At 71.5% G+C, this 15,171-nt stretch carries 17 protein-coding genes; 1 reads left to right on the forward strand and 16 read right to left on the reverse strand.

From position 1 onward, the window contains the following. Positions 1–7: 7 nt before the first annotated feature. Genes QQX04_RS09960 through fmt form a run of 14 tightly spaced genes read right to left on the reverse strand, consistent with a single transcriptional unit; the run spans position 8 to position 11,358 of the window. The gene (locus tag QQX04_RS09960) at positions 8–943 is read right to left on the reverse strand and encodes a diacylglycerol/lipid kinase family protein (protein ID WP_301128721.1); all 936 of its coding nucleotides are present in this window, start codon (positions 941–943) and stop codon (positions 8–10) included. Continuing rightward, positions 940–1,746: a twin-arginine translocase subunit TatC gene (gene tatC / locus QQX04_RS09965; RefSeq protein ID WP_301128723.1), complete on the reverse strand. Its 807-nt coding sequence runs from the start codon at positions 1,744–1,746 to the stop codon at positions 940–942. Before tatC ends, QQX04_RS09960 begins: the two co-directional genes overlap by 4 nt. Next, positions 1,736–1,939: a Sec-independent protein translocase subunit TatA gene (gene tatA, locus QQX04_RS09970; protein WP_301128724.1), complete on the reverse strand. Its 204-nt coding sequence runs from the start codon at positions 1,937–1,939 to the stop codon at positions 1,736–1,738. Before tatA ends, tatC begins: the two co-directional genes overlap by 11 nt. Positions 1,940–1,981: 42 nt before the next feature. Beyond that, the gene (locus QQX04_RS09975; RefSeq protein WP_301128726.1) at positions 1,982–2,905 is read right to left on the reverse strand and encodes a helix-turn-helix transcriptional regulator; all 924 of its coding nucleotides are present in this window, start codon (positions 2,903–2,905) and stop codon (positions 1,982–1,984) included. Beyond that, positions 2,898–3,863 (reverse strand): helix-turn-helix transcriptional regulator, encoded by a 966-nt coding sequence (locus QQX04_RS09980; protein WP_301128728.1) that lies wholly within the window; start codon positions 3,861–3,863, stop codon positions 2,898–2,900. The genes QQX04_RS09975 and QQX04_RS09980 overlap by 8 nt, the downstream gene beginning before the upstream one ends. Beyond that, a complete protein-coding gene (hisG, locus tag QQX04_RS09985) occupies positions 3,864–4,706 on the reverse strand; it encodes an ATP phosphoribosyltransferase (RefSeq protein WP_301128730.1) in 843 nt (280 codons plus the stop codon). It lies immediately after the preceding gene. 14 nt (positions 4,707–4,720) lie between these two features. Next, positions 4,721–4,984, reverse strand: a complete 264-nt coding sequence (locus QQX04_RS09990) for a phosphoribosyl-ATP diphosphatase (RefSeq protein ID WP_301128732.1) — start codon at positions 4,982–4,984, stop codon at positions 4,721–4,723. Between the two features lie 59 nt (positions 4,985–5,043). After that, on the reverse strand, positions 5,044–5,508 hold the full coding sequence (ribH, locus tag QQX04_RS09995) for a 6,7-dimethyl-8-ribityllumazine synthase (protein ID WP_301128734.1): 465 nt from the start codon (positions 5,506–5,508) through the stop codon (positions 5,044–5,046). Continuing rightward, positions 5,505–6,746 carry a 3,4-dihydroxy-2-butanone-4-phosphate synthase gene (ribB, locus tag QQX04_RS10000; RefSeq protein ID WP_301128736.1) on the reverse strand — a complete coding sequence of 414 codons (1,242 nt, stop codon included), beginning with the start codon at positions 6,744–6,746 and terminating at the stop codon, positions 5,505–5,507. The genes ribH and ribB overlap by 4 nt, the downstream gene beginning before the upstream one ends. Next, positions 6,743–7,336 (reverse strand): riboflavin synthase, encoded by a 594-nt coding sequence (locus tag QQX04_RS10005; RefSeq protein WP_301128738.1) that lies wholly within the window; start codon positions 7,334–7,336, stop codon positions 6,743–6,745. Before QQX04_RS10005 ends, ribB begins: the two co-directional genes overlap by 4 nt. Beyond that, entirely contained in the window at positions 7,336–8,346 is a 1,011-nt protein-coding gene (ribD, locus tag QQX04_RS10010; RefSeq protein ID WP_301128740.1) for a bifunctional diaminohydroxyphosphoribosylaminopyrimidine deaminase/5-amino-6-(5-phosphoribosylamino)uracil reductase RibD, read from the reverse strand. The genes QQX04_RS10005 and ribD overlap by 1 nt, the downstream gene beginning before the upstream one ends. A 19-nt stretch (positions 8,347–8,365) precedes the next feature. Next, the gene (rpe, locus tag QQX04_RS10015; RefSeq protein ID WP_301128742.1) at positions 8,366–9,031 is read right to left on the reverse strand and encodes a ribulose-phosphate 3-epimerase; all 666 of its coding nucleotides are present in this window, start codon (positions 9,029–9,031) and stop codon (positions 8,366–8,368) included. Positions 9,032–9,061: 30 nt separating this feature from the next. Continuing rightward, positions 9,062–10,426, reverse strand: a complete 1,365-nt coding sequence (locus tag QQX04_RS10020; RefSeq protein WP_301128744.1) for an RsmB/NOP family class I SAM-dependent RNA methyltransferase — start codon at positions 10,424–10,426, stop codon at positions 9,062–9,064. After that, positions 10,423–11,358: a methionyl-tRNA formyltransferase gene (fmt, locus tag QQX04_RS10025; RefSeq protein ID WP_301128746.1), complete on the reverse strand. Its 936-nt coding sequence runs from the start codon at positions 11,356–11,358 to the stop codon at positions 10,423–10,425. Before fmt ends, QQX04_RS10020 begins: the two co-directional genes overlap by 4 nt. A 77-nt stretch (positions 11,359–11,435) precedes the next feature. Between fmt and QQX04_RS10030 the strand changes: the two genes are divergently transcribed. Next, the gene (locus QQX04_RS10030) at positions 11,436–11,948 is read left to right on the forward strand and encodes a CAP domain-containing protein (protein WP_367312954.1); all 513 of its coding nucleotides are present in this window, start codon (positions 11,436–11,438) and stop codon (positions 11,946–11,948) included. Between the two features lie 46 nt (positions 11,949–11,994). Here the strand turns inward: QQX04_RS10030 and QQX04_RS10035 are convergent, their stop codons facing one another. Then, entirely contained in the window at positions 11,995–13,950 is a 1,956-nt protein-coding gene (locus tag QQX04_RS10035) for a primosomal protein N' family DNA-binding protein (protein ID WP_301128749.1), read from the reverse strand. 8 nt (positions 13,951–13,958) lie between these two features. Further along, on the reverse strand, positions 13,959–15,125 hold the full coding sequence (metK, locus tag QQX04_RS10040; protein WP_301128751.1) for a methionine adenosyltransferase: 1,167 nt from the start codon (positions 15,123–15,125) through the stop codon (positions 13,959–13,961). Positions 15,126–15,171: the final 46 nt, after the last annotated feature.

Genomic DNA, 15,171 nt, shown 5'->3' on the forward strand with positions numbered 1-15,171 from the left:
CTCCAGGCTACCGAGGCGTGGCACCCAGGACGCGCAGCGCGCGCGGTACCGCCGTCACGGTCAGCGGGCCCGCACCGACGAGCTCGCCGTCCGCGAAGGCGGGTGGGAGAGGATCGCCTGCGTCGGGGTCGTGCGAGACCCTCACGGTGTGCGCGTTCACCACGCGGACTCGCGGATCGTCCAGGTGACGGGCCTTTCCGAGCGCGCGGAACAGCGGGAGGATCTCCCACGGAGTGAGGCCGTCGGCGACCACCAGCTCCATCGTGCCGTCCACCAGCGAGGAGTCCGGGGACAGCGGCAGCCCGCCGCCGAACATCGGGCCGTTCGCCACGGCGACGAGCGTGCACTGCTGAGACCACGAGACTCCGTCCGCCTCGATGCGCACGCCGTACGGCCGGAACCTCGGAAGCTCCTGGAGCACGGCGACCCGGTACTTCGCGGGCCCCCGAGGGCGTCGCATCACGCGCGCGCGGGCGGCGACGGCCGCGTCGATGCCCGCAGAGGTGATCGCAAGCGAGTAGCGAGGACGCGCAGGGTGCTCGATCGCGGGGCCGTGCACGGCGGCAGCGTCCACCTCGACCGCATCGCCGTCCCGCAGCGCCGAGTCGATCCGCGCCACCGACGCCTCGATGTCGTGCACCGGCAGCCCGACCGAGACCGCGACGTCGTTCCCAGAGCCCGCGGCGACGATCCCCAGCGGGAGGCGGTGCTCCCCGCACACCTGGGCGCCCAGGTGGACCATGCCGTCGCCGCCGACGACCACAAGCGCATCGAGCTCGTCGCGATGCCTCATCGCGGACTCGTACGACGCCGCCCAGGAACCGCCTGAGAGGTCGTGCAGCCGGTGCCCGCGGCCGGCGAGCGCCGCCAGCGCCTCGACGCCCCACCGCGCGCCCCTGCCGGAGCCCGAGGTCGGGTTCGTCAGGACCCCGATCGTGCTCACGCGGCCTGTTCCGCCTCGCTCTCGCGCGCCTCACGCTTGGCCCTGAGCCGCGACCGATCACGGATCATCGAGACTCCGATCGCCGCGAAGTACAGGATGGTCATGGGCACGAACATCAGCATCATCGTGACCGCGTCGGGCGTAGGCGTGAGGACGGCGGCCCCCACCGCGATGATCACGATCGCCCAGCGCCAGCCTCGCAGCCACACACGCGCGGGGACCACGCCCGCCCACGACAGCGCCACCATGAGCACGGGGAACACGAACGCGATGCCGAACGCGAGCACGAGCCGCATCGCGAAGGTCAGGTACATCTGCGCATCGAGCACGTTCGCGGCGCCCTCGGGCGTGAAGCCGACGAGGATCGCGACCGCGCGCGGCAGCACCCACCACGAGAAGGCGATGCCTCCGAAGAACAGCGGGATCGCGGCTGCCATGAAGCCGATCGTGTACCGGCGCTCGATCTTGCGCATGCCTGGGGCGACGAAGGCCCACAGCTGATAGAGCCACCAGGGCGAGGAGATGATGACGCCCAGGATCAGCGACACCCTGAGCTGCATGTCGAGCGCGGACGCGAGTCCTGCGAAGTTGACGGTCACGAGCGCGTCGTCGCGCTCCGCCATCTCCATGATAGGCGCCTGGATCGCCTCGAACACAGGGGTGTAGAGGAACCACCCACCGATCGCGCCGAGGACGATGCCGATCGCGGCAAGCGTGATGCGCTTGCGCAGCTCCACCAGGTGGGCGCGCAAGGGCATGCGCGCGTCGGGGTTGACCTTCCGCCGCGCGCGACTACTTGTCACGCGTCTCGCCGTCGCCGGCGTCGCTCCCCTTGCTCGCGGAGTCAGCAGTGGAGTCGTTCGAGGTCATCGAGGTGGTCTCCTCCTTGAGGATCCGCATCGACTTGCCCAACGAGCGAGCGAACTCCGGGAGCTTCGGTGCGCCGAACAGGATCAGGACGATCACCGCGATGATGATCCACTCTCGAGGTCCCATGATCTCTCCCTTGTCTTGTGCGGACTCAGTGTAGCCGCCCGGTCAGGGCGTTCCGACCTGCGCGTCGAGAACGGCTCGCGCGTGGCGCGCCACGGCATCGGCGAGCGCCTCAGGCGCGACGGCACGAAGCGCGGGACCGACCGCGAGCAGGCGACCCGCGGTGAAGTCAGCGTCGGCCACGGGGAACGACGCGGTGACGTCCTCGCCGTCGTCCGAGACCTGGGCGCCGGGCATCGCCTCGAGCGCCCATCTCGCGGACCGATGCACCGTCACCGTGGCGTCGAACCGCGGCTCGAGCGAGAACCCGAGGCCTTCGGCCGGCGGCGTCGTCACGGGCTCATCGGTGAGCTCCGCACCGACGATCCTGTCCAGCCGAAGCGTTCGATAGTCCCCGGCACGTCTGCACCAGCACTCGATGTAGCCGACGCCGTCGATCGCGACGAGCCGATGAGGCTCGATCACCCGCTCCGACCGGCGATCCTGCGCATCCACGTAGTCGAGCCGCACCGCGCGACGCTGCTCCACACCGTCGCGCACGGGCTGCACCCGCGCCGGGTCGACCCGCGCGTCGGTGACGACGTCGATCGGCTCGGAGCCGATCGCGTCCCTGAGCTTGGCGAGCGCGGGCTCGGCAGCGGCAGGCGCGGCGCCCGAGGCGACGAGGGTGCCGAGCGACGCGATCAGCGCTACGGCCTCGCGGGCGCTCAGCCGCACCTGGGTGAGCCCCTGGGCGTCCCACAGGCGCGCGATGCCCCGATCAAGCGCATCCGGATCGAAGTCGACGTACTCGTCCGGCATCCCGCCGGGCTTGCCGGTCGTGAACAGCAGCATGACGTCGGAACGGATCTGCTCCGCGGAGACGCCGAACCGCTCGCCGAGCTCTTCGAAGCTGGCCTCGTCCTGGTGCTGGAGCACCGACACGATGCCGAGCAGCCGCGTGACGCGTGCAAGAGCCTTCTCAGCCACCGGCCACCTCCAGGGCGCGGCGCGCGTGCTCGGCCACCTGCTCCGCAAGCGCCGCGGGCTCGACGATGCGTGCCGCGCCTCCGAGCGCGAGCACCTCGTCGCGCACGGCGTCGGGGTGTCGGAACTCGACGCGGACCAGGTCCCATCCCTCGACGGAACCGGCTGCCTCTCCCCTCGCGCGAAGCGCGTGACCCGCCTCGGGGCGGATGGCGACGAGCGCGGTCCCGCCCTGCTCGGGCGAGAAGGCCGCCGGCAGCTCGGGTGGGATCTCGTACGCGCCCTCGTCCCCGACCGGTCTCACCCGGCCCTGCACGCGCGACAGACGGAACGTGCGCGGCGCACCCCTGTCAGTGTCCAGACCCTGGACGTACAGCACCCCTGACCGCGTCAGCAGCCTCCACGGCTGCACGGTCCGGCGCTGGAGCCCCGAGGTGGTCGAGGAGTAGTCGAAGGTGACGGCGCGGCGCTCGTCACGTGCCTCGAGCAGCACGGAGACTGCACGCTCGGACCCGCGTGTGCGCGCCGCGGCGAGCACGCCCTCGGTGGGGCGGGACGACGCGGCGGACGCCACCTTGGTCAGCGCCTGACGCGCGTCGTCTCCGAGCGTCGCATCCTCCCAGTAGGCGCCCGCGACCGAGAGCACGGCGAGCTCCGCGGCCGTCAGGTCGAGCGCGGGGAGCGCGGCGTCGGCGCTGTCGATGCGGTAGCCGATGTCGTCGCCGTGCACCGCGTCCTGGATGGTCCGCAACGGGATGCCGAGGCTGCGCAGCGCGTCCTTGTCGCGCTCGAACATCCTCTCGAAGGCGGCCTCGGACCGGGACAGCTCCTCCGCGTCAGCGCCCTGCGGCACGGGGTCGTAGCCCTCCACGGTGGCACGGATGGTCTCACGCGTCATGCGCCGACCGGTGTCGGTCAGCGCGACGATGAGGTTGAGGAGCCGCGCCGTCGCGTCCGCCATCTAGACGCGCACCGCCAGCAGCTCGGTCGTGATGATGGCCCTCGCGCCTACGGCGTAGAGCTGATCCATGATGTGGTTCATCTCGACGCGCGGAACCATGACCCGCACGGCGGAGCCGTCGGAGCCGTGCAGCGGGGAGACGGTGGGCCCCTCGAAACCAGGGGTGACGGCCAGCGCGTCGGCCAGCTTGTCCGCCGCAACGTCGTAGTCCACCATCACGTACTGCCGGGCCATGAGGACGCCCCGGAGGCGGCCCACGAGCACGGAGATCTCGTCGTCCGTCGTGTCCGGCCCCTTGATGAGGATCGCCTCGGACTTCAGGATCGGGTCGCCGAAGATCTCGAGCCCCGCCGCACGCAGCGTGGTGCCGGTGGAGACCACGTCGGCCACGACATCCGCGACGCCCAGGCGCACCGAGGACTCGACGGCGCCGTCGAGGCGGACCACGTCGGCCTCCACACCGAAGGACTTCAGGTGGTGCTTCACGAGGCGCGGGTACGAGGTCGCGACGCGCTTGCCCTGGACGTCCTCGACCGAGGACGCCACGCCGGCGGCCGCCGCGTAGCGGAACGTGGACCCGCCGAAGCCGAGCTCGAGGTGCTCGATGGCCGGCGCACCCGAGTCGAGCAGCAGGTCACGCCCGGTGATGCCCGCCTGCACCGTGCCGGAGCCGACGTACACGGCCACGTCACGGGGGCGGAGGAAGAAGAACTCCACGTCGTTGCGGGAGTCCACCAGCACGAGCTCGCGGGGATCCCGGCGCTGCTTGTAGCCGGCCTCCTTGAGGAGCTGCGTGGCGGGCTCGGACAGGGAGCCCTTGTTGGGAACTGCGATGCGAAGCACTGTGCCTCCGTCGATTACAGGTAGCGGTAGACGTCCTCGAGGGACAGGCCCTTGGCGATCATCATCACCTGCGCGTGATAGAGCAGCTGAGAGATCTCCTCGGCGGCCTCCTCGTCCGTCTGGAACTCGGCGGCCATCCAGGATTCGGCGGCCTCCTCCACGAGCTTCTTGCCGATGGCATGGACGCCCTTGTCAAGGAGGGCGACGGTGCCGGAGCCCTCAGGGCGCTCGGCAGCTCGGGTGCTCAGCTCGGCGTACAGCTCTTCGAAGGTCTTCACGCGACCACCCTATCGGGGCGCGAGCGGGACCAGCGACCGAGCCGCCACCGGATGCCGGACTACAGGGAGCGGAGCGTGACGGCCGTCTGCAGCGCGGCCTGGACGGACTCGGCGCCCTTGTCCTCGTCGGAGTCGGGAAGGCCCGCACGATTGAGCGCCTGATCGAGCGCGTCCACGGTGAGGACGCCGAAACCGACCGGCACGGCATGCTCGCGCGCCACGTCGGTCAGGCCCTGCGTGACCGACTGGCAGACGTACTCGAAATGCGGGGTCTCGCCCTGGATGACGACGCCCAGGCATGCGATCGCGTCGGCGCCACGCCGGGCGAGGGCCTCGGCGACGACGGTGAGCTCGACGGCCCCGGCCACCCTGGTGACGCGGTAGCCGGCGCCCGCGGCCTCGGCGGCACGCACGGCGCCCGCGACGAGGCCGTCCATGACCTCCGTGTGCCACGACGAGGCGACGATCTCGACCGTCAGGCCGCTCCCGTCGACGGCGATCTCAGGTGCTCCGGCTCCGCTCATGCGTCCTCTCCCAGCAGGTGGCCCATCCGCTCGCGCTTGGTGCGGATGTAGAACTCGTTCTCAGGATGCGCGCCCACGTGGTGCGGTACGCGCTCGATGCAGGCGATGCCGGAAGCCCTCAGGCCCTCGACCTTCGCCGGGTTGTTCGTCAGCAGCCGGACCTCGTCGAGACCCAGGTCGTGCAGGATCGCGGCGGCCGCGCCGTACTCGCGACGGTCCACCGGCAGGCCGAGCTCAGTGTTGGCGTCGACGGTGTCGAGGCCACGATCCTGGAGGCCGTAGGCCTTGATCTTGGACAGGATCCCGATGCCGCGGCCCTCGTGCCCCGTCAGGTAGACGACGGCGCCGCCCTCCTCGACCACCCTCGCGATCGAGGCGTCGAGCTGGGGCCCGCAGTCGCAACGGAGTGAACCGAAGGCGTCACCCGTGAGGCACTCAGAATGGACGCGCACGATGGGAGTGATGCCGTCCTTGGGCGGCACGTACAGCGCGACGTGCTCGTCACCCGTGCGGGCGTCGCGGTATCCGTAGACCTCGACCTCGCCGTGGATGGTGGGAAGACGCGCCTCTCCCTCGCGCAGCACGCGATGCGGCTGCGGCGCGACAGGCTCGGGAAGGTCATCCACGTGGCGGCGGTACGCGATCAGGTCCGCGATGGTCAGGAAGACGAGGTCCTCCTTCTCCGCCAGCGCAGTGGCGGAGCCCTGCCGCATCATCGTGCCGTCGTCGTTCACGAGCTCGGCGATCACGCCCACGTGGGACACGCCGGCCAGACGGCACAGGTCCACGGCCGCCTCGGTGTGGCCGGGACGGTGCAACACGCCACCCGGGACCGCACGGAGCGGCAGCACGTGACCCGGCCGGATGAACGACTCGGTGCCGGCCTCGAGGTCAGCGAGCAGCTGCAGGGTGTGGTGGCGGTCGGCAGCCGAGATGCCCGTCGTCACGCCCTCGGCGGCGTCGACCGACACCGTGTACGCGGTGCGGCGAGGGTCCTGGCTCTGAGGCACCATCAGCGGCAGGTTGAGCGCGTCGGCCCGGTCACCCGTCATGGGCGCGCAGAGGTAGCCGGACGAGTGCCGGATGCCCCATGCGATCCACTCGACCGTGGCACGCTCGGCGGACATGATGAAGTCCGCCTCGTCCTCGCGATCATGGGAGTCGGCGACGAGCACGGGCTTCCCGGCGCGGATGTCCTCGAGGGCGCGCTCGACGAGCGCCACCATCTCGGCCGTCATGACCGTGCCGCCAGCATCTTCTCGACGTACTTGCCGATCACGTCCACCTCGACGTTCGCCTTCGCGCCGACCGCCATCTCGCCGAAGCCGGTCTCTGCGAGCGTGGTGGGGATCAGCGAGACGGTCGCGAGATCGCCCTCGAGCGCTGCCACCGTGAGGGAGACGCCGTTGAGCGCGATCGAGCCCTTGACGACCACGTAGCGCTCGAGCTCGGCGGGCACGCGGAAGGTGAGGTCGGTCCAGTCGGGCTGCGAGTCGCGCGAGACCAGCTCGGCGATGCCGTCCACGTGGCCCTGCATCATGTGGCCGCCCAGGCGTCCGTCAGGACGCATGGCGCGCTCGAGGTTGACGCGCTGACCGATCGCGACGTCAGCAAGGGTGGTGGTCTCGCGTGTGACGCGCATGACGTCTGCGATCCAGGTGTCGCCCGAGTGCTTCGCGACCGTGAGGCAGACTCCGTCCACGGCGATCGACTCGCCATGCACGAAGTCGTCGCCGAATCCCGGAGAGGAGATCGCGATCTGAGACTGGGCGCCGTTGTCGGTGACAGCCATGACGGTGCCGACCGACTCGACGATGCCGGTGAACATCAAGGTCCTTTCGTGAACACTGCTGTGACCAGGGTATCGGCGCCGAGCCGTGTCGAGGTCACGTCCGTCCCCCTCAACACGTCGGTCATGGTGCCGATTCCCAGGTCCCCGACCACGGTCGGGCCCGACCCGAGCAGCGCGGGTGCGATGTAGGCGTTGACCTCGTCCACGAGTCCGGCCTGGAAGAAGGCGGTGGTCACCACGGACCCGCCCTCGACGATCACGGTGCGCACGTCCCGCCTCCACAGCTCCGAGAGCACCTCGGCCGGGTCATGGGTCCGTGCGGAGAGCGAGTTGCCGTCCCGCCACACCTTCGCGCCGTCGGTCGCAGACGTTCCCATGACGACGCGCAACGGCTGGTGCGGCTCGTCCGTCCCGGGCGGGCGGGCGCTGAGCGACGGGTCATCGGTGCCGACGGTGCCGGTGCCCACGAGGATCGCGTCCACCTCGGCGCGCACATGATGCGCGTGCGCCCGTGCCTCCTCGCCCGTGATCCAGAAGCTCGAGCCGTCCGAGGCGGCCGTCCGGCCATCGAGGGTCTGCGCCCACTTCGCGATCACATAGGGCCTGCCGAGCTCCATCGCGCGCAGCCAACGCCGGTTGACCTCGCGCGCCGCGGCATCGGGAACGAACTCGGCGTCGATCCCGCGAGAGCGCAGCACCTCTCCCCCGCCCGCCGCCTGCGGGTTGGGGTCCTCCACCGCGAAGACGACCCGGCCGACGCCCGCCACGGTCAGCGCATCGGCGCACGGCCCCGTGCGGCCCGTGTGGGTGCACGGCTCCAGCGTCACGTAGGCGGTAGCGCCCGCCACGTCCACCCCGGCGTCGTCAGCCTTGGACAGGGCATCCGCCTCCGCGTGGGGCGTGCCCGCGCCCTGATGCCAGCCCTCGGCCAGCACTCGACCATCGGCAGCGACGATGACGCAGCCGACGCGAGGGTTGGGCCCCCACACGGGACCACGCTGTGCAAGCATGACGGCTCTCGCCATGGCCGCGCCGTCGTCGGCCATCACGTGCACGGGCGGGAGCTCAGCGATGGGAGGCCTCCTCCGCAAGGGCGCGCAGCGCCTCCACCTCAGCGGCAGGATCCTCGGCCCCGAAGACGGCGGAACCGGCGACCAGCACGTCGGCGCCGGCCTCCACCACCGTGGCGACGGTGTCCCTGGCGACTCCTCCGTCGACCTCGATCCGCAGCGCCTGGCCTGAGGCGGTCGCGGCCTCGCGCAGCGCCGTGACCTTCGGCATCGTCTCAGGCATGAACGCCTGGCCACCGAAGCCAGGCTCCACGGTCATGATGAGCACCATGTCGAACTCGGTGAGGATGTCCAGCACCTGGTCGACAGGCGTGCCCGGCTTCAGCGCCACCGACGAGCGGGCCCCCAGGGCACGTAGGTCGCGCGCGATCGCCACGGGGTCCGCCGCGGCCTCGAGGTGGAACGTCACCGAGGTGGCGCCCGCCTCCGCATACCGCGGAGCCCAGTGGTCGGGGTCCTCGATCATCAGGTGGGCGTCGACAGGGAGCGGGGACACCTCCGCGAGACGCTCGAGCACCGGAAGGCCAAGTGTCAGGTTGGGCACGAAGTGCGCGTCCATCACGTCCACGTGGAGCCAGTCCGCGTTCGACACCGTCGTGATGTCACGTTCAAGGTTCGCGAAGTCCGCCGACAGGATCGACGGCGCCATCTGGATAGCCATGGGATCAACCTAACGCCCGTGAAGGCGTCGCTACTCCTCGTCGCGTCGCAGCAGCGCGAGGAACATCGAGTCGGTGCCGTGCGCATGGGTCCAGAGCTGGACATGCGGCCCCGCCCCCCACTGGTCGGGCGCCGTCGCGGTGGCGCGTGCGACGGCGTCGCGCGCGTCCAGCTGAGTCGCGCCTCGAGCGCCAGCAACGACGTCATGGGTCTCCCCCACCAGGGGCGAGCACGTCACGTAGGCGACCAGTCCGCCCGGCTTCACGAGCGTCAGCGCCCTCTCGAGCAGCCGTGCCTGAAGGTCCTCAAGATCCGCAAGATCCTCCTTCGACTTGCGCCAACGCGCCTCGGGTCGACGGCGCAGGGCCCCGAGCCCCGTGCACGGTGCGTCGAGCAGCACCCGGTCGTACGCGCCCGGCTCGCCCCACGTCGTGCCGTCACCCACCGAGACCGCGACCGTGCCCGCCGGCACAGCCTTCACCGAGTCCTCGACCAGGCGCGCCCGATGCTCGTGCAGCTCCACGGCATCGAGAGTCGCGGCCTTCGGGGCCGCGAAGGCCCCCAGCAGCGCGGTCTTGCCGCCGGGGCCCGCGCAGAGGTCGAGCCAGCGCTCCCCCTCCTGCACCCCGTCGACCGCCACAAGCGCGGACGCGACGACCTGGCTGCCCTCATCCTGCACCGCCGCACGGCGCTCGCGGACAGCGGCCACCGCGCCGGGCTCGCCGCCCTCCGCAAGGACCACCGCCGTCGGCGCGTACGCGGCCCGAACCGCCCCGGGCACCTCATCCATCAGCTCGTCAGGATCGGCGAGGCCGGGGCGCGCGACGAGCGTCACCCTCGCAGGTGCATTGTCAGCCTCGAGCAGCGCCGCGAGCTCGCCCCGCCTCCCGTCCGCCGCAAGCGCGCGCTCGAGCTCCGCCGCGACCCACGCGGGGTGCGACTCTCGTAGCGCGACCGCATCCCGACCGGACCCGGGGGCGACGCGAGCGATCCACGCCTCCCTGGTGGCCTCGCTCACGCGCCTGAGCACGGCATTGACGAACTTAGACGGACCGACCCCCACGCGCCCGCGCGCCAACGACACCGTCTCGCTCACCGCCGCATGCGACGGCACCCGCATGCCCAGGAGCTGGTGCACGCCGAGCCAGAGGATGCGCCGCACTGCGGGATCCACCTTGCCGATGGGCCGGCCAGCCGCCTTCGCGATGATCGCGTCGTAGAGCCCGTGCATCCTCAGCGCGCCGTACGCGAGCTCGGTCGCAAAGCCCGCGTCCCGGCCGGAGAGCCGGTGCGCCGCGAGGATGCGCGGCATGACCAGGTTCGCGTAGCCGCCGTCCGCGTCGACCGCCTCGACGCACTCGAGGGCGGCGAGGCGCGCAGGGTCCTGGCGGCTCATGCCTCGCCCAGGGCGGCGCCCTCGCTCAGGCGCGCTCCCCGCCACCAGTCGGCGGCCGCCATCGCGCGCTTGCCCGCCGGGGCGATCGTGCTGAGCGCCACCGGCTCGGTGCCGGTGCCGACCAGCACCTCACCGTCCATCTCACGGACCTGACCCGGCACCGTGCGAGGCGCGTGAAGGCGCGGCGACACCGGGCCCAGCTTCGCCACCTGACCGTCGGGGAGGGTGGTCCACGCCCCCGGCGCAGGCGTGCAGCCTCGCACCTGACGGTCGACCACGTGAGCCGGGCGCTCCCACCGCACGTACGCGTCGTCCCTGGTGAGCTTCGGCGCGTAGGAGATGTCCTCGACGCTCTGCGGTTCGGGCACGATCACGCCGGCCTCCATGCCGGAAAGGGTCTGGGCGAGCAGCGGCGCACCCGCCTGCGCAAGGCGATCCAGCAGATCGCCCGCCGTGTCGGTCACCCTGATCCGTTCGGTCAGGAGGCCCAGCACCGGGCCCGTGTCCATGCCCTTGTCCAGCAGGAACGTCGTCGCCCCCGTCACGTCGTCCCCCGCCATGAGCGACCGCTGCACGGGAGCCGCGCCACGCCACGCAGGCAGGACCGAGAAGTGAAGGTTCACCCAGCCCAGACGCGTGGACTCGAGCAGCGCCGGGCGCAGGATCTGGCCGTACGCGACGACCGCGCCCGCGTCGGCCTCGAGCGCGGCCACCTGCGCGATGAACTCCGGATCGGAGGCCTTCTCGGGCGTGAGCACGTCGAGCCCCTGCGCCAACGCGAACTCCTTCACGGGCGAGGGGTGGAGCGCCTTGCCGCGCCGCCCACGGGCATCCGGCTGGGTGATGACGGCGACCACCTCGTGGTCCGAGGCGAGCAGCGCCTCAAGGCTGGGAACGGCCACCTCAGGGGTGCCGGCGAAGATCACGCGCATCCCCCCATCGTAGGTGCGACGCCGTCCCCGCTCTGGCGGTCTCAGACGCTCGCGCCGCCTATAGTGCTGGGGTGGGAATGGAGTCGGCTACCGAGTCGAGAGCACAGCTGCATCGTCGCAAGATCCGCCGCCGGTGGATCCTCGGCGGGATCGCGGCCATCGCTCTCGTGGTGGTCGTCGCCTTCGGACGCATCGTCGACCGCGTGCCCGTCGCGGACGAGTACGAGAACCGGCTGCTCACCGCGCTCAACGACACACGCGTCGAGGCGGGGCTCACGCCCGTCACGCTTAACGAGTGCGTGTCCCAGGAGGCCGCCGCGGCCGCCGAGGTGTACGAGTCGAGCCTGAGGGTCGAGACGTTCGTCACCGAGGTGCCGTGCGAGGGCGCCACGGTGATCGGCGAGCTGGCCATCCGGGGTCGCAACTCCCCCGAGTACGCGGTCGAGAACTGGCAGCGCTCCAGCTACCGTCGCGACATCGCCTTCAGCGCCGACGCGGACCAGGTCGGTCTCGGATGCCGCACCTACGAGATCGACATCGACAGGTACGTCACCTGCTCGATCGTGGTGGTCGACAGCGCCACGAGCTGAGGCCTGCGGTCTAGCGCTACGCCCCAGCCGACTCCGTGCGGCGGGCTCACTGGAGCCGCAGCGGACCGTCCACGCGCACCCGCAACGGTTCGCGACCGGCCTTGGACTGCTCTCGTACCGTCTCCCTGAGGGCATCCACGCATCCCTGCGCCGCTCCACGGGGGGAAAGGATCGACGCGCCGTCGTCGTCCCGCGCCACAAGCGCCCCCTGCTCCTCGGCGCGGGAGGCTCTCAGCGCCGCGCTCACGTCCACCCGAGGCCCGTCGACACGGAGGTGCCGCGTGAAGGGCGGGAGGCCCAGCTCTCGGCGCTCCTGATAGGCCTCCTGCGCCGCCTCTGCGGCACGCCACGACGCAAGCGCTCGCGTGGTGAGCGCCGGCAGCTCGCCGACGATCGAGACGCCTCCGCCCGCCGAGCGCGGGCGCGCGTGCGCGGCCGCGACGAGCCAGTGCCGGAGCGCGACGATCTCGCCCCCCAGACCCCCCGCAGGGACCCCCGCGTCGACCACCACCACGTGCCCGTATCCCCCAGGCGCCGCGGGCAGCGCTCCAGGCGTGGCGACCACGAAGCCTTCGGTCACCGCGCCGTCGTCCAGCACCCCCGACGCGCCCGAGGACAGCGACACCGGGGTGTCACCCGCCATCGCGGACAGCTGCTCACCGATCCGCCCGATGCCCTGCCGACGGTGGGCAAGGCGCGCGCCATGGCAGTGCGGGCAGTGCCAGTCCACGTGCACATGCGCACACGCGACGCACACCGGAGCGTCTCCCGCCGCGGGGAGGCTCAGCGAGGATCCGCACTCGCGGCACTCCGCCCACGCGTCGCAGCGCGCGCACGCGGTCGCCGCGACATACCCCGCACGGGGCACGACGATCGCGACGGGCCCGTGCGCGAGGGAGGCATTCGCCCGGCGCCACACGCCCGGAGGCATCCAGTGACGGCCCGCCGGTCCCTCCTCCTCGCGCCGCGCGTCATCCCACACGTCCACGGTGGCGGTCGCCTGGCGCACCTCGTCGGCGCTCGGCGCGACCAGCTCGGCCCACCCGTGCTCGGCGAGCGAGACCGCCTCGATCGAGGGGGCATACGCCGCGAGCACAAGGCCGTTCCCCTCCAGTTCCGTCCGGACGTTCGCGACCGTACGGGCGTGGAGGTAGGGCGCGTGGGGATCCTCGTAGGCGGTGTGCGCGTCATCCCACATCACCATCGCCGCGAGCCGCGGCACTGGCTGCATGGCCGTGGGCCTGGTGCCGATCACGAGCGGGACCTCTCCGCGGAGCGCCGCCAGGTACTGCCCGTAGCGGACCTGGGGGCCGTCGTCGGCGTCCAGCACCGCGAACTCTCCCCCGCCGCGAGGAGTCCACCGCTCGAGCCCCGCCTCTCGGAGCATCGCTGAGACGGCGCGTACCGCACGGGCGTCGGGAACCACGAGGATGGCGGAGCCCTCACCGCTCGCGGCAGCCGCAACGGCCTCCGACGCGAGCAGCCTTGCCGGCGTCGCGCCGGGTGCCTCAGGGTCGGGAAGCGCCTGCAGGACCGAGCGACCCTTCCACCGCGGCGAGTGCGCTGGAGCCTCGCCTTCACCGCGTGCGGTCAGGCGTTCCGCAGCAGCCTCGAGCCGCGGACGCGGGTCTCCGTGCTCGGCCTCGCGCTTCTCCACGGCCGCCACACGCGGCGGCGCCATGAGCCGCAGCACGTCCCACACGGAACCGCCTGCGCGCCGCGCGAGCGCCTCCGCGAGCCGGAGCGACTCGGGTGTGTACGACTCGGCATAGGCGGCGGAGCGCATGTCGAGCAGCCGTCCGCCGAACTCCGTCGTGTCGTCGACAGCGAGCACGACGGCATTCACGAGCCTGCCTGCGAAGGGCACGCGCACCCGGAAGCCGGGTCGCACGCGCGACAGCTTGTCAGGGATCAGGTAGTCGAACGGCTGGTCCAAATGCGGAAGCGGTGAGTCCACCACGACCCGCGCGATGCGCTGCCGATCCCCCTCCGGCTGGGTCACCGCGGGGGTCAGATCGCCGCGCGCAGGTCGTCGACCCGGTCGGTGCGCTCCCACGTGAAGTCGTCGAGCTCCCTGCCGAAGTGGCCGTAGGCCGCCGTCTGGCGGTAGATCGGGCGACGGAGGTCGAGCGCCTCGATGATGGCGGCGGGGCGCAGGTCGAAGACCTCCCGCACTGCCGCGACGATCCGCTCAGGAGCCTCGTGCTCGGTGCCGAACGTCTCCACGTAGAGACCGACGGGGTGCGCCGTGCCGATCGCGTAGGCCACCTGGACCTCGCACCTGTCCGCCAGGCCGGCCGCGACCACATTCTTCGCGACCCACCGCATCGCGTACGCCGCGGAGCGATCGACCTTGGACGGGTCCTTGCCTGAGAACGCGCCGCCACCGTGCCGGGCCATGCCGCCGTAGGTGTCGACGATGATCTTCCGGCCGGTGAGCCCCGCGTCGCCCTTGGGGCCGCCGATCTCGAACTTGCCGGTGGGGTTGATGAGGCTCCGGTGTCCGGTCGCATCGAGCGAGAACTCGGAGAGCACCGGAGCGATCACCGCCTCCTCGAGCGCGCCACGGAGAGCGGTCATCTCGATGCCCTCGGCATGCTGGCTCGACAGCACGACCGTGTCCACCGTGCGCGCGACGTCGCCGTCGTAGCCGATCGTCACCTGCGCCTTGCCGTCGGGGCGGAGATCGGGGACCTCACCCGTCTTGCGTACCTCGGCGAGGCGCGCCGTCAGCCGATGCGCGATCGCGATGGGCAGCGGCATCAGCGACTCCGTGTCGCGGCACGCATACCCGAACATGAGGCCCTGGTCGCCGGCGCCGAGGTCGTCGCCGTCGACGTCGGTCGCGTGGCCGACGCCCATCCAGATGTCGGGGCTCTGCTCGCCGATCGACACGGACACGCCGCACGAGTCGCCATCGAAGCCGATCTTCGACGAGGTGTAGCCGATGCCGTTGACCACCTTGCGGATCGTGCCGGGGATGTCGACGTACGCCTCCGTCGTGACCTCACCCGCGACGTGCACGAGGCCGGTCGTCACCATCGTCTCGACTGCGACCCGGGACAGCGCGTCCTGACGCAGCATCTCGTCGAGGATCGCGTCGGAGACCTGGTCGCACACCTTGTCGGGGTGGCCCTCGGTCACGGATTCTGAGGTGAAAAGGCGGAGCTCGGTCATGCGCACCATCGTACGGCCAGGGTCCGACGAGGCGACCCCTGAGCGA

The sequence above is a fragment of the Demequina zhanjiangensis genome, assembly GCF_030418315.1.
Classification (GTDB): domain Bacteria; phylum Actinomycetota; class Actinomycetes; order Actinomycetales; family Demequinaceae; genus Demequina; species Demequina zhanjiangensis.

Excerpts from the sequence above, each read along its gene's own strand:
- rpe (WP_301128742.1), bottom strand. The coding sequence starts at position 9,031 with ATGGCTATCCAGATGGCGCCGTCGATCCTGTCGGCGGACTTCGCGAAC.
- QQX04_RS10020 (WP_301128744.1), bottom strand. The coding sequence starts at position 10,426 with ATGAGCCGCCAGGACCCTGCGCGCCTCGCCGCCCTCGAGTGCGTCGAG.
- ribD (WP_301128740.1), bottom strand. The coding sequence starts at position 8,346 with ATGGCCGACGACGGCGCGGCCATGGCGAGAGCCGTCATGCTTGCACAG.
- QQX04_RS09980 (WP_301128728.1), bottom strand. The coding sequence starts at position 3,863 with ATGGCGGACGCGACGGCGCGGCTCCTCAACCTCATCGTCGCGCTGACC.
- QQX04_RS10030 (WP_367312954.1), top strand. The coding sequence starts at position 11,436 with ATGGAGTCGGCTACCGAGTCGAGAGCACAGCTGCATCGTCGCAAGATC.
- QQX04_RS10005 (WP_301128738.1), bottom strand. The coding sequence starts at position 7,336 with ATGTTCACCGGCATCGTCGAGTCGGTCGGCACCGTCATGGCTGTCACC.
- metK (WP_301128751.1), bottom strand. The coding sequence starts at position 15,125 with ATGACCGAGCTCCGCCTTTTCACCTCAGAATCCGTGACCGAGGGCCAC.
- tatA (WP_301128724.1), bottom strand. The coding sequence starts at position 1,939 with ATGGGACCTCGAGAGTGGATCATCATCGCGGTGATCGTCCTGATCCTG.
- fmt (WP_301128746.1), bottom strand. The coding sequence starts at position 11,358 with ATGCGCGTGATCTTCGCCGGCACCCCTGAGGTGGCCGTTCCCAGCCTT.
- ribB (WP_301128736.1), bottom strand. The coding sequence starts at position 6,746 with ATGACGGCCGAGATGGTGGCGCTCGTCGAGCGCGCCCTCGAGGACATC.
- ribH (WP_301128734.1), bottom strand. The coding sequence starts at position 5,508 with ATGAGCGGAGCCGGAGCACCTGAGATCGCCGTCGACGGGAGCGGCCTG.